Origin of the sequence: Micromonospora sp. NPDC000663 (assembly GCF_042898105.1) — a bacterium.
Lineage (GTDB): Bacteria > Actinomycetota > Actinomycetes > Mycobacteriales > Micromonosporaceae > Micromonospora.
Map to the genome: position 1 here is coordinate 686,051 of NZ_JBIAYR010000001.1, position 13,041 is coordinate 699,091.

The 13,041-nt window shown below is 71.2% G+C and carries 11 protein-coding genes; 2 read left to right on the plus strand and 9 right to left on the minus strand.

Going from position 1 to position 13,041, the window contains the following annotated elements:
• Positions 1-2: 2 nt before the first annotated feature.
• The 9 genes from ACFY1S_RS03310 to ACFY1S_RS03350 form a co-directional block, all read right to left on the minus strand.
• Positions 3-2,036 carry a hypothetical protein gene (locus ACFY1S_RS03310; RefSeq protein ID WP_387112381.1) on the minus strand — a complete coding sequence of 678 codons (2,034 nt, stop codon included), beginning with the start codon at positions 2,034-2,036 and terminating at the stop codon, positions 3-5.
• Positions 2,037-2,074: 38 nt separating this feature from the next.
• The gene (locus ACFY1S_RS03315) at positions 2,075-2,896 is read right to left on the minus strand and encodes a glycosyltransferase family 2 protein (RefSeq protein WP_387112384.1); all 822 of its coding nucleotides are present in this window, start codon (positions 2,894-2,896) and stop codon (positions 2,075-2,077) included.
• Positions 2,896-3,807, minus strand: coding sequence for a glycosyltransferase family 2 protein (locus ACFY1S_RS03320; RefSeq protein WP_387112386.1), 912 nt, complete (start codon positions 3,805-3,807; stop codon positions 2,896-2,898). The genes ACFY1S_RS03315 and ACFY1S_RS03320 overlap by 1 nt, the downstream gene beginning before the upstream one ends.
• On the minus strand, positions 3,795-5,261 hold the full coding sequence (locus ACFY1S_RS03325) for a hypothetical protein (RefSeq protein WP_387112389.1): 1,467 nt from the start codon (positions 5,259-5,261) through the stop codon (positions 3,795-3,797). Before ACFY1S_RS03325 ends, ACFY1S_RS03320 begins: the two co-directional genes overlap by 13 nt.
• Positions 5,261-6,346: a glycosyltransferase family 4 protein gene (locus tag ACFY1S_RS03330; protein ID WP_387112392.1), complete on the minus strand. Its 1,086-nt coding sequence runs from the start codon at positions 6,344-6,346 to the stop codon at positions 5,261-5,263. The genes ACFY1S_RS03325 and ACFY1S_RS03330 overlap by 1 nt, the downstream gene beginning before the upstream one ends.
• The gene (locus ACFY1S_RS03335; protein ID WP_387112394.1) at positions 6,343-7,194 is read right to left on the minus strand and encodes a glycosyltransferase; all 852 of its coding nucleotides are present in this window, start codon (positions 7,192-7,194) and stop codon (positions 6,343-6,345) included. The genes ACFY1S_RS03330 and ACFY1S_RS03335 overlap by 4 nt, the downstream gene beginning before the upstream one ends.
• A 1-nt stretch (position 7,195) precedes the next feature.
• Positions 7,196-8,467, minus strand: coding sequence for a hypothetical protein (locus ACFY1S_RS03340; protein WP_387112397.1), 1,272 nt, complete (start codon positions 8,465-8,467; stop codon positions 7,196-7,198).
• A 138-nt stretch (positions 8,468-8,605) separates the two neighbouring features.
• A complete protein-coding gene (locus ACFY1S_RS03345) occupies positions 8,606-9,910 on the minus strand; it encodes a sugar transferase (RefSeq protein WP_387114260.1) in 1,305 nt (434 codons plus the stop codon).
• Positions 9,911-10,155: 245 nt separating this feature from the next.
• Positions 10,156-11,223, minus strand: coding sequence for an LCP family protein (locus ACFY1S_RS03350; protein ID WP_387112400.1), 1,068 nt, complete (start codon positions 11,221-11,223; stop codon positions 10,156-10,158).
• Between the two features lie 122 nt (positions 11,224-11,345).
• Here ACFY1S_RS03350 and ACFY1S_RS03355 point away from each other — a divergent pair, with 122 nt between their 5' ends.
• Both ACFY1S_RS03355 and ACFY1S_RS03360 read left to right on the plus strand, forming a co-directional pair.
• On the plus strand, positions 11,346-12,179 hold the full coding sequence (locus tag ACFY1S_RS03355) for a class I SAM-dependent methyltransferase (RefSeq protein WP_387112402.1): 834 nt from the start codon (positions 11,346-11,348) through the stop codon (positions 12,177-12,179).
• 4 nt (positions 12,180-12,183) lie between these two features.
• Positions 12,184-13,002 (plus strand): MOSC domain-containing protein, encoded by an 819-nt coding sequence (locus ACFY1S_RS03360; RefSeq protein WP_387112404.1) that lies wholly within the window; start codon positions 12,184-12,186, stop codon positions 13,000-13,002.
• Positions 13,003-13,041 lie beyond the last annotated feature (39 nt).

The following is a 13,041-nucleotide window of genomic DNA, read 5'->3' on the forward strand; positions in this document are numbered from 1 at the left end:
CCCTACCAGAACTCGTAGATGAGGAACGTGGCAGCCGGATAGCGGATCGTGGCCCGCAGCTTGAGGCACGACTCGTTGATCTCGGTGCCGGTCACCAGGTAGGTGACGCGGTTCTGCCGGAGGAAGGGGCCACACGGTTCGGTGTTGACCAGGAAATGGTCCGCCGCGGTGAGGGTGAAGGTGGTGCCCACCATCACCGCGGGATTCCTGTCGAACGTGAACCAGACGTGCGCGTAGCGGTTGACGACGTACTCCTGCTGGGCCTGCGCGGCGGCGTCGCGCCACAGCCCCGCCTGCGGGTACGCGAAGACGCCGGACAGCGACGGTGCGCCGTTCATCGCGGCGAAGTTCTGGACGATGCCCACTTCCGACGCCCACCTGGCACCCGGGTCGTCGGCGCTTATCGCCCGGATGGCCCGGGACAGCGGGGTCTGGGTCAGGATGGCGGTACCCCGGTAGAGCGGGTGGATGAGGACCGTGCTGGCGACCGAGAAGGCCAGCAGCACCGACGTGGCCCAGCTGAAGCGGCGTCGCAGCGTCAGGTACGCCGCAAGCGGAACGGGCACCAGCGACAGGACGAAGCCGCCGGGGCCCAGGAAGCCGGGGAAGGCCCGCACCACGTGCAGGCTGAGCAACGCCTGGACGAGCAGCAGCGCGAGCGTGTAGCCGACCACGACGGTACGCCCCGGCAGGACCGAGCGCCTGTCGCGCAGCAGCCGGACGACAAGCACCAGCCCGATGAAGTTGAGCAGGCCGACGCCGATGAGCAGCCGCGTGTGCGGCACCCGGTCCAGGAAGAGCAGCCTGCCCCAGGCATCCAGATGGGACACGAAGAGCCAGGCGAGCGCCCCCACGAACCCGCCGGTGACCAGCAGCAGCGGCCAGTCGACAACGCGTCTGCCGCGGTACGACAGGTACAGCAGGTAGAGGTACGGCACGGCCAGGTACGGCAGGAGGAGCAGAAAGTTGGAGTTCTCGCTCTGGTTGGTCAGGCCCTTCTCCGGGATGGTGTACTGGGCCGCCGAGCGGCTGGACTCCAGGCCCAGGCTCGTGTGCCCGGAGAACAGGTGGGCCAAGTCGAAGCCGCCGCTGTAGGTGAGCCGCTGACCCGGGTAGGCGCTGTGCAGGACCGCGTTGACGGCGTCCAGCCGGGTGGCGACGAACAGGCCGGCCAGGACGCCCGCGACCACGAGCGACGCCGCGACGAGGCCCAGGTGGCGCGGCAGCGGGGCGGGCCGCACGCCGTACCGTTCGACGAGGTGCCCCGCGCAGAAGGCCGCCAGCGCCAGGGCGCAGGGGATCTGGAACGGCGGGTAGAGGACGAGCGCGAAACAGGTGAGCAGGTACGCCAGCAGCGCCGCCCACGCGACGGTCACCAGCGGCCGGGTCGACCGCAGCAGGAGGACGAAGACCGTCGCGATGAACAGCGCGTAGTGCAACGGGCCGACGGTGATGTACTGGTACCACCACTGCACGAACGGGCTGAAGAGGAGGGTCAACGACAGCCCGGCCGCCAGCCAGCGCTGACCCGGCACCAGCACCAGCACGAAGAAGTAGCCACTCAGGACGAGCAGCACCGCCATGACCCACCACTTGAACGCCAGGGCGTTGTCGAGGGGGAGCACCAGGAAGGCCAGGTTGTGCGGCCGGAAGGCGGCCGACCAGTCCTTGTAGGGCACGTCCAGGACCACTGAGACGTCCGCGCCCTGCCCGAGGTTCGGGTTGATCCGGGGGTAGCCGGCGGCGTCCTGCGCGATTGTCAACTGCGTGTTGACCATCCACTCGTCCGACCGGATCGGCTGTGGCTCGTTGACCAGCAGGTGCGTGTCGGGCTGCGAGCCGTGGAACATCGACCGGTAGACGCCTATCGACGAGCCGCTGATCTCGAGGACGGTCAGCAGCGTCAGCAGGACGGTGAGCAGCGCGGGAAAGAGCCAGATGCCGCGAACGAGGGCATGACCGAGCCGCGCGACCCGGTCCCCGGCGTCGGGCGGCGTCGCGAAGGGGAGCGGACCGTCGGCGGTGGTCACTGCCATCGGAGCCCTCTCGTCGTCGGTCAGAGTCCTGGCCGTGCTCAGCGGCCGTTCGGGACCGCGGAGCCGACCAGCCGCGCCGCCTGCCGGTGCCGGCGCGGCGCGGGCGGCAGCCCGGTCAGGAACTCCGGGAACATGCCGAAGAACGTCCGGGCGCTGCGCAGCTCCAGGGTGTGCGCCCGGGACCAGCGGAACGAGTTGGTCGCCCGGCCCCAGTGGTGTGTCCACCTGACGTCGCCGAGCAGCGCCACCGGGAGGCCGTTGCGCCAGGCCCGCAGGCCGAGTTCGTGGTCCTCGTAGTAGAGGAAGAACCGCTCGTTCCAGCCGCCCAGGTCGACGAATTCCCTGGTGCGGGCGGCTACCGCGGCGCCCATGACCCACGCCACCCAGATCGCACCGCCCGGCTCGGCTGTCAACCGGTAGGAGGCGTGCAGGCGGGACAGCGGCCAGACCTTCCGGTTGCCCAGCTTCGCCGTGGCGTACGGGAAGCCGCGGCCGTTGGGCTGCGGGACGCCGTCGGAGGAGAGCAGTTGCGGCGCGGCGAGCCCACCGTGCGCGTCGAGGTGCCTGGCGAGGACGCCGAACCCCTCAGTCGGGTTGATCTCCAGGTCCGGGTTGGCGAACAGGACGTACTCGCCCGCCACCTGGCGCAGCCCGATGTTGTTGGCCCGGGAGAAGCCGACGTTCCCCGGCAACCGGATGACCTCAGCGCCCAGCTTCCGTGCCACCGCCACCGAGTCGTCCGAGGAACAGTTGTCGACCACGATCCACTCGTACGGTCTGGCCCCGCCCCGCCAGCACTCGCGCAGCGTCCGCGCCGAGTTGTAGGTGACAGTCACGACACTCCAGCGTCGATGCGTCATCACGCTCTCCGAACTGTCAGGTAGTCGAGCAGGGTGGCGAAGCCAAACCGGTCGCCCGGCCACGCACGGCGGGCGCGCGGCCCACCGCGCAGTCCCTCGCCCACCCCGCGCAGGAACGGCCGCAGCAGACCCTGACGCACCCGGCGGACGGCGAGCGCGAGGTGCGCCAGGGCCAGCACCGGGACGGCGACAAGCATCAGCGGCCAGGTGAGGGTGCGGGCCGCGACCAGGAGCCGGTTGCGGGCCAGCAGGTAGGCGCGGAACGCCTGCAACGTCTGCTCCCCCTGCACGCTGTGGCCGCCCGCGTGCGGCAGCACCACCTCCGACCGGCGGGTGCGCACCCCTGACGCGTACAGGCGCAGGGCCAGGTCGGCGTCCTCACCCCAGGCGAACAGGTGCTCGTGGAAACCGCCGAACCGCCGGAACAGCTCGACCGGGAAGACCGCCGCACCGCCCGACGGGCCCAGCGGGCCTCGGGAAGCGGTGGCCGACCTGTCGATGAACAGCGAGATCGGGTTGAGGTCGATGCCCACGTACTCGCCGCCGTGCATCGACAGGCCGACCGCGATCGGCGCCCCGGGCGTCTCGGCCACGGCGGCGCAGATCGTCGCCAGGGCGCCCTCGGGCAGCCAGACATCCGGATTCAGCAGCAGGACGTGGCTGGTCGTCGTCCGCGCCACGGCCTGGTTGCAGCCGGCCGCGAAGCCCGGGTTCGTCGGGTCGGGCAGGTACTCGTAGCGGTCGTCGTCCAGGTGGTCGGCGACGACCTTCCGGCAGCCGTCCTCCGGCGAGTTGTCGGCGAAGAGGAAGCGCACCGGCAGGCCCTCGGCGCTGCGCACCCAGGTCGGCAGCGTCTCGGCGAGCATGCCGGCGGACCGGTAGAGCACCGTGACGACGGTCAGCGTTTCCACGTCGGCGCCACCAGCTTGGGCCAGGCCGGCAGCGCCAGCCGGGACGGGTTGCTCACCAGGTAGAACGCGACGATCCCGGGCACCAGGGACAGCCAGAACGGTTGGATGACCGGGTAGAACTCGTAGACGCCGAAGGTGGCGTAGTAGATGAGGAACGCGCGCCCGATGTGGTGTGCCGGGCTGGGGACCTCGCTGAGCCGCCGCTCGGCGAAGCCGACGACCAGCCCGGTGAGGGCCAGGGCCACGCCCGCGCCGACCGGCCCGAAGTCCATCAGAGGCACCGCCACGAAGGTCGCGGTGTTCATGTAGAACGGCTGACTGAGCCCACCGGTGATCTTGTAGAGATCGACAGGCCCGAGAAGTCGCTCGCCCACCGAACCGGTGAAGGTCAGCGAGTAGCGTCCCCACGCCGGGTCGTACTCCTCCCGGTGTTCCCACAGCCGACCGAACGTCTCCACCGACGAACTGAGCGACAGGTCGAGGGATCCCACGCTCGTGGAGATCGGGTTGCCGCCGTACTGGGCCCGGAACTGGTCCTCGAAGGTGCCGGTGCCGGCCAGGGTGCGCTGCCCTCCCAGGTAGACGGCGCCGCCCACCACGCCGAGGCCGACCAGGACAACGATCAGGGCCGCGATCTGCCGGTGCCGGACACTCATGCCGCCCGACTCGCGTCGCGTGGAGAGCGCCGCGACAAGCGCCGGGACGATCCCGACCAGCACCGAGTTCTTGCTGGCCCCGAGTGCCGCCCCGAACGTGAAGACCAGGACCAGGAGCAGATACCGCCAGCGGCCCTCGGACCCGCCGTTGAGCACCCGCAGGAGAGAGATCGCCATGCCGAGCGTCCAGGCCTCGGCGAGCAGACCCACGACGATGTTCGACCGTGCGCCCAGCTCGGCCCGGGCGACGTCCGGGTTGTCGGCGAAGAGCGGCGGCACCGCACCGTGGAACTTGAGCGCGCCCCCGATGATCGCGACGGCCAGCACGGCGAGCAGGAAGCCGGTGAGGCGGCGGTCCGACGGCCACCGCAGGGTGGGGCGCGGCGACCGGGCCGCGTCGGCGGGCGCGGGGGTGGCGTCCCCGCCCTGTCCCGCCGACCGGATCCACCACAGGGGCGGCGCCTTCGGCGGCTCGGCGACGACGGGACGGCCACGGGCGGCCAGCCATCGACCGGCGTACCAGGCGGCGAGGAAACAGCCGACGAAGACCCCGAGGACGGGGATGACGGCCCGGCCGGCAGGCGAGTCGTACGGACCCGGAACCGTGATCACCGCGAGGAAGACCAGCGCCCACGCGGCGGAGCACACCGCGAGCCACAGGGCGGACCGTACGGCGATGACCGCGACGGCCGCGAACGCCGCCACCACTCCGGCTGCCCGGTTGACCACGAGGATCGGTACGACGACGGCGACCGCGGCCAGCCAGAGGCCGACGGTCAGATGTTTCTGGAAGATCATTATGCGTTCCTCGTGAGGAGTGACCGGTACAGGCTCTGCCACCGCTTGACGCACCTGTCGAAGGCGTACTCCGTCGCGTACCACTGCGCGACGGCGCGCCGCTGCTCGACGGTGGACGCGGCGACGGCCTGGCGGATCGCGGGGGCGATCGACGACGGGGTGAGGTCGCTGCGGAACGCGAGCGTTCCGGCCGCGTGCCTGGTGACCTCTGCCAGTCCACCGGTGCCGGAGTGGACCACGGGTACGCCCAGGGACAGTGCCTCGAGGGCGCTCAGACCGAAGGCCTCGACGCGGGACGGGACGACGAGGCAGTCGATCTGCCGCAGGAAGTCGGCGGCGTCGACCCGGCCGACGATCTCCACGTTCGGTCGGGCGGCCAGGGTCAGTGCCCCGCTGCCGGCGACCCGGAAGTCGGTGTCCGTCATGAGCGACGCGACCTCGGGTATCAGGTCGACACCCTTCTCCGGCTCCAACCGACCCAGGTATCCCACCACGGGTCGCCGGGCGGCACGCGGCGTCGGTGCCGGCGCGGGCCAGGCCGCCGGGAGGGGATTGGGGATCAGGTGGACGTCACGGACCCGGCCCCGGTTGCGCAGCTCGTCGGCCTCGAACTGCGACACGGCCACACTCGCGTGCGGACGCAACCGACGCATGACGAGGTCGAGCGTGATGTTGGACTGGATGCCGGCCCTGCGCTTCACCGACGGTGCCGTGTCGAGGAACTGCCACAGGCTGGTGTGCATGGTGACCACCAGGGCGGTGCCCTGCCGCTCGGTGGCCAGGGCGGCCCGCGAGTGCATCGCCGCGGACAGCAGGTGGGCGCACACCACATCCGGTCTGATCTCGGCCACGAGACGCCGAAGCGAACGGGCGTACCCGAGGTCGATCCGCCGGGTCGCGCTGAGGTTGACCCACGGGACGCCTGCGTCCCGCAGGGAGGCACCCACCTCGTCGTCGGAGGTGGCGGCGACGACGTCGACGCCCGTCCGGGCGTGCGCGGGAATGATCTCCGTGAGGATCCGCTCTGCGCCGCCGAACTGGCGTCGGCCGGACCCGCCTGTGGTGCAGACGAACAGCACCTTCATCGGGTACGCAGCCCCTCGACGGCCCCCCGCGCGATCGCCCGCCGCACCGGGTTCGGGCCGACGGCCGCCCGCAGCAGCACCCCGACCACGAAGGCGGCGCTGGCGACGTCCCCCCGTCGGCCGGCCAGTTGCCGGGTGGCCCGGACGAGTTCGCGTGTGCGCCGCTGGGAGATCTCCTCCTCGGTCCAGCGCCGTCGGGCGGTGGCGTCGTCCTCGTGCATGATTACCGCGTCGGGCACGTACGCCAGGCGCAGGCCCCGCTGGCGCACCGCCCAGCACAGGCGCATGTCCTCGCCGTAGAAGAACGACGTCTCGTCGACACCGCCGATGGCGTCGAGGGTGCTCCGTCGCAGTGCCACGAACGGCCCGGTCAACCAGTCGGCCTTCGCCGGCTCGGCGATGAGCCGCAGGTTCGGCAGGACCATGCTCAGGCCGGTGGCGTGGGCGAGCCCCACGGGCACGCTCAGGAAACGACCGCCCTCGGTCTGCGCGACGCCGGACGGGGTGACGACACCCGGGAAGGCGGCGCCCACCGTGGGGTCGTCGAGGGCCCGCAGCAGCAGCTGCACCGTCCCCTCGCGCACGATGATGTCGTTGTTCGACAGGATGACGTTCGTCCTGGTGGTGTGCCGGACACCCAGGTTCATCCCGCGCGCGTAACCCAGGTTCGAGTCGGACTGGACGTAGCGGACGCCCTGCTGGGCGCAGAACCCGCCGAGGGCCCGCCGGATGTCCTCCGAGCTGCCGTTGTCGACGACGACGATCTCCGCCCCTCGGGGCAACGACAGGACGCAGGCGCGCGTGCGGTGGTAGTCCTCCCAGGCGAGGACCACGATCGAGACATCCACGTCAGACCGTCCCAGGGGTTGGCGGCCGCGACTGTCGCAGGCTCGCACGAGAGATCAGGGCGTGCACGGCGTAGGCGAGCGACGAGGCGAGCGCCGCCCCGATCACCCCGGCCAGCGGGATGACCCCGAGGTAGGCGGTGACGGCGACCACAAGCGTGACGACCGCCGCGATCGTCGTCGCCCGTTCACCCCGCTTCTTCAACAGCAGCGAACTCCAGGTCTTGCCGGCGGCGGCGGCGAGCGTCCCCGGCAGCAGGCAGAGCCCCAGGACCCAGGCGAGCCGGTACTCCGGTCGCAGGAGGCCCAGCACCGCCAACGCGGCCACGGCGGCCAGGGCCACCGGAACGGCGGACCGGACGACCGGCGCGGCCCGGTGCTCCGCCGCGTCGACGTTCCGTTCGGCGAGGATCCGTTGGGCGCGTACCACGGCGCCGGCCTGCGCGAACTCCAACGCCGCGACAGCCAGTGCGTACACGCCGAGCGGCCCGGCGCCGACGAACCTGGCCACCAGGATCTGGTTGAACCGCAGCGTCATCATCTGCGCGAAGATCCCGGTGTGCAGGTTGCCGACCGCGCGCAGGTCGGAGCGGTAGTCCAGGGCGTCGGCCGTGGGCGCCGGCGCGGGTCCGACCCGCCGGACCATCCCCAGCACCAGGGCGCACACGGCGAGCGCGCTGACCCACTGGACGCCGAGCCAGACGACGCTCCACAGGCCGCCGTCGACCTGCCCGGTGGCCAGCAGCGCCAGGTAGCCGCCGACCAGGACCGCGCCGCTCGCGGCCCGCATCGCGTAGACGGCGAAGAAACTCCGTTGCCGCAGCGCGATCGACGAGACGGTGTTGAAGACTGTCAAGCCGGCTGCGGAACCCACACCGATCAGGTAACTGCCGATGCCGCCCAGCGCGGTCAGCAGCGCGGCGGCGACCCCGGACAGGAGCACCGAGACCACGAACATCGTCAGGATCCACGCCCGGCCACGGGAGAACACCCAGCCCGCCGGACGCGACAGCAGGAACGTGTCGAGCGACAGCCCGCCGACGGCCGCGCCGAGCGTCGCGCTGACCATGTTCGCGGAGAGTTCACCGCGTTCGGCGGCGGGTAGGGCCACCGACACGACAGCCGCCAGGCCGGTCAGGCCGAGGGCCGCGAGGTAGAGACGCTCCGGTGCGACGAGCCGGCGGAGCAGACCGGACGGGGGAGGGTCGGTGGGGTGCCGCGGGTCGGCGTCGTCAGGCGACGATCGACCGGCGTTCGGCACCGAAACGCTCTTCACTCGTCTCCCCCGGCTGGTGCGGCACACCGGCGGGGACGACGAGGTCCACACCGCTGGCACTGTCTACCCGAACCCTCCGGCACCCGCAACCACATCAACCGCCGCACCGGTGCGGCCCGGTGCGGCGGGTACCCCTGGTCACCGGCCGCCGCCACGGAACACCTCCGCGACGGTCCGCAGCACCACCTTGACGTCCAACCACAGTGACCAGTTCTCGATGTAGTAGTTGTCGAACCGCGCCCGGTCCGAGATCGGGGTGTCGCCGCGTAGGCCGCTGACCTGGGCGAGCCCGGTGAGCCCGACGGGTACGCGGTGCCGCGCCGCGTACGTCGGGTACTCGGCGGAGAACTTCTCGACGAAGTACGGCCGTTCCGGACGCGGCCCGACCACGCTCATGTCGCCGCGCAGGATGTTCCACAGTTGGGGCAGCTCGTCCAGCGAGGTCCGACGCATGAAACGCCCGATCAGCCCGACCCGGCGGTCGTGCGCGATGGACCAGTTGGTCTGCGACTCGTGGTCGTTGACCGGGCGCATCGTCCGGAACTTGATGACCTTGAACGGCTTGCCGAACCTGCCGATCCGCTCCTGGTGGAAGAAGATTCCCGGGCCGCCGTCGACGAACGTGGCGATGGTGCAGAGCAGTAGCAGCGGACTCAACAGGATGAGGGCGAACGCCGCGAACACGATGTCGGAAGCCCTCTTGATCGCCCAGCGGGGGCCGGTCAGCGCGATGTCCCGGATCTTGACGATCGGGAATGCTCCGATGTGGTCCGGGTAGCCGCTGTGCGAGCGGGACCCCCACAGGCGGGGCACCGCCCAGAGGTCGCAACGGGAGCTGTGGGGACGCAGCAGGGTCGCCATCAGCGTGGACTCGTGGCAGTCCGGATCGGCGATGACGAGCACCTCGCACTCCAGCAACCGGACGAGGTGTTCGAGGTCGGTAAGCGTGCCGCTCAACGGCAGCACCACTGTGTCCTGACGGGACGGGGCGTCGACGCAGCCGACGAACCGCAGGCCGTACTGCGGGTAGCGGCGCAGCAGGCGGGCGAGTTCGACGCCGATCGGCCCACCACCGACGATTATCGCGTTGTGCTCCGCCCAGCGACGCTTGCGGGACAGGACTGTGAACGCCCGGCTGGCCGCTCGCCCGAGGATCACGAGGCCTGCCGACAGCGCGACACCCCGCATGAACCCACCCACGTAGGTCACCGACGAGTGGCGCTCCGCCGCGATGATCGCCACGATCGCGGCGGAGGCCAGCAGGCGCCCGCAGAGGACGGGCAGCTCGTCCAGGATGCTCACGTGCCGGCGCGGCCGGTAGAGGCCCCCGGCCGCGAAGAGGGCCACCGTCAGCGCGGCGTTCGCCAGCGTGCCCTTCCAGTAGTCGTGGCTCAGCGCCAGCGGGGCGACGAGCGCGACGACGTCAACGGGGGCGGTCACCATCCATGCCCGCAGCCACCGGGTACGCGACGACGTGCGGGAACGGGCGTACGGCAGGACGGCCGTGGTGCTCAGGCCGGCCGGCTCCGCCCCGGTCTCCGGCTGCCGGGTCTGGGGCACGGGGGATGGGCTGGTGGTCGGCTGGCTTGACACTGTGAACCTCCCCGTGATCGCCCGTGTGGAGACCGCGACCAGAACGGCTACCGAACGTCAGCTCGGCCGGGACACGCCACCGTGGTCGGCGGGCACTACTTCGCGGCGGACAGAATCTCCGGCACGTTGTCGCTCCGGACCGCCTCGAAGACCCGTGCGGCCTTCTCCTTGTCGGCCAGGACCACGCTCTCGCCGCCGATCGTCCCGGTGCCCTTGGTGGGGCAGGTCAGGAACGTCAGGTTGCCGCTGCGCAGCCCTCGGAGATCGGAGGCGAGGTCCAGCATGTTGAGCGACTTGTCCACCGCCACCGCGTCCGCCGTCGCCTGCACGAAGGAGTTGAGCTTGGCCGGGTTGGCGAGCGTGCCGCCGGACGCCGCCTTGTCGAGAATCGCCTTGATCACCTGCTGCTGGTGCTGGATCCGGGCGAAGTCGCCTTCGGGGAAGGCATGGCGCTCCCGGGCGTAGTCGAGCGCCGCGGCGCCGTCCATCCGCTGCCGGCCGGCGGCGAACGTCCGGCTGCCGTTGAGCGCGTACAGCGTGGTGAAGCCCTTCTCCACGTCCACCTCGATGCCGCCGAGGGCGTCCACGATCTCCTTGAAACCGCCGAAGTCGACCATCGTCACGTGGTCGACCCGCACGCCTGTGAACTTCTCGACCGTCTGCACCATCAGCGGAACCCCACCCCAGGCGAACGACGCGTTGATCTTCGCGTCCCGGCCGCCGCGCCCCTGCGGCGACTTCGGCACGTTCACCCAGGTGTCCCGGGGGATCGAGATGAGCTGGGCGCTGGAGTGGTCCTTCGGAATGTGGGCCAGGATGATCGTGTCGGTCCGGGAGCCCGCGTCGCTCTCCGGGTCCCGCGAGTCGCTGCCCAGGATCATGATGTTCAGGGCGCCCTTGGCCTTCTCGACCACCGGCGGGCGCTCGGCCTCCGGTACGCCGTCGAAGGCGTCCACACGCTCGATCCCGTTGTTCACCGAACGGTAGTAGAGCCCTCCGGCGAGGACGCCGCCACCGGCGAGCAGCACCAGAACCGCAAGGGTGATCAGCAGGGCCTTCTTCCACCGGCGACGCTTCGGTGGCGCCTCAGGCGTCGGCTCCGATGGTGGCTGTGCCTCGATGAACTGGGTCTCGGGCTCCGCGTGCCCCTGGCGATACCGCATGAACTCCGATGCTACTGATCGCGGGTTCCGCTCACGTGCCCCTGAGGCGGTCCACATGGGTCCGTTTGACGACTGAAATCTTTTTCCGACAAGTGGTGCCCCGGAACTGGTATGAAACAGCCGTGGATCCATCGAAGCTGCGCCGGGCCATCGCCCGTACGCCTCTCGCGCCCGTCGCCGCCTTCCCCAAGCGGTTCGCCCGGGTCGCCCGCCACGACGCGCGGGTGCTCCGCGTCTCCGCCCGCTGGCTGGTGACGTCCCGCGAGCACCACAACTACACGTACGAGCTGACCAAGCTCAGCCGCCAGCACCTGGCCTGGTTCGTCAGCGTGGTCTGCGACCAGCCGGTCAAGCAGGTCCGCGCGTGGATCGACGAGATCGAGTCCGACCAGGCGCTGCGCGAGCACATCGAGCGGGCCACCGCAGGCGCCGCCCGCCGCGGGCTCGCCGACAGGCGCGTGCGCTACGCCCGCCGGGTCGGCTGGTACGCGATCGTCCGCGCCACCCGACCCGCGCACGTGGTCGAGACAGGCGTCGACAAGGGGCTGGGCACCTGCGTCCTGGCCGCCGCCCTGCTGCGCAACGCGCAGGAGGGCCACCCCGGTCGGGTCACCTCGCTGGACATCAACCCGGAGGCCGGCTACCTCGCCGCCGGCGCGCCCTGGTCCGAGGTCGTCGACCTGGTGATCGGCGACTCGATCACCTCGATCGGGGCCCTCGACCGACAGGTCGACCTGTTCCTGCACGACAGCGACCACAGCCGCGCCCACGAGAAGCGTGAGTTCGACGCGGTGGAGCCGAAGCTCGCCCCCGGCGCGATCCTGCTCACCGACAACGTCACAAGCACCAACGTGCTCGCCGAGCACGCCGAGCGCACCGGCCGACGGTTCCTCGCCTATCGGGAGAGCCCGGCCGACCACTGGTATCCGGGCGACGGAATCGGCGTGGCATGGTAGCCGGGTGCGGCTGAGTTCGATCCACACGTACCCGGTCAAGGGTTGTCACCGGGTCGACCACGACGGCGCGTTGGTGCAGGCGTGGGGCCTGGCCGGCGACCGGCGCTGGATGGTGGTGGACGCCGACGGCGTCGGCGTCACCCAGCGGGAGACGACCCGGCTGGTCGACCTGCGCGCAGGCGTGCGCCCGGGTGGTCTGACGCTGCGCGCCGACGGGCGGCCCGACCTCGACGTGCCCGAGCCGGCCGGTGGCGAGCAGGTGCTGGTGCGGACCTTCCGCGGACGCGAGCTTTCCGTCGCCGCCGTGGCGGCTGGTCCGGTGGCCGACGCCTGGCTCGGCGCGCTGCTCGGCCGGCAGGTCCGGCTGGTCTGGCTGGCCCGACCGACCCGCCACCTGGCCGCCGGGAGCCGTGAGTACGACACCGGCGACCAGGTCAGCTTCGCCGACGCCTACCCGCTGCTGCTGACGAACACCGCCTCGCTCGACGCGCTCAACGGCTGGCTGGCCGAGGCGGGGGAGGAGCCGGTGCCGATGACCCGGTTCCGGCCCAACCTGGTGGTCGACGGAGCGCCGGCCTGGGCCGAGGACGGCTGGGCCGGCCGGTCGCTGCGCGTCGGCGGCCTGCTGATGCGCGCCGCCGGGCCGTGCGACCGCTGCGTGGTGACCACCACCGACCAGGAGACCGGGGTACGCGCGAAGGAGCCTCTGCGCACCCTCGCGCGCCACCGCAGAATCGACAGGAAGCTCCTGTTCGGACTGCACCTCGTGCCTGTCGACAGTGGACCGCTGGCGGTGGGCGACCGGGTCGTCGTCGAGCCGTGACCGGCGGGCCTGTCCCGCCGGCACGTCCCGGTCACCGTC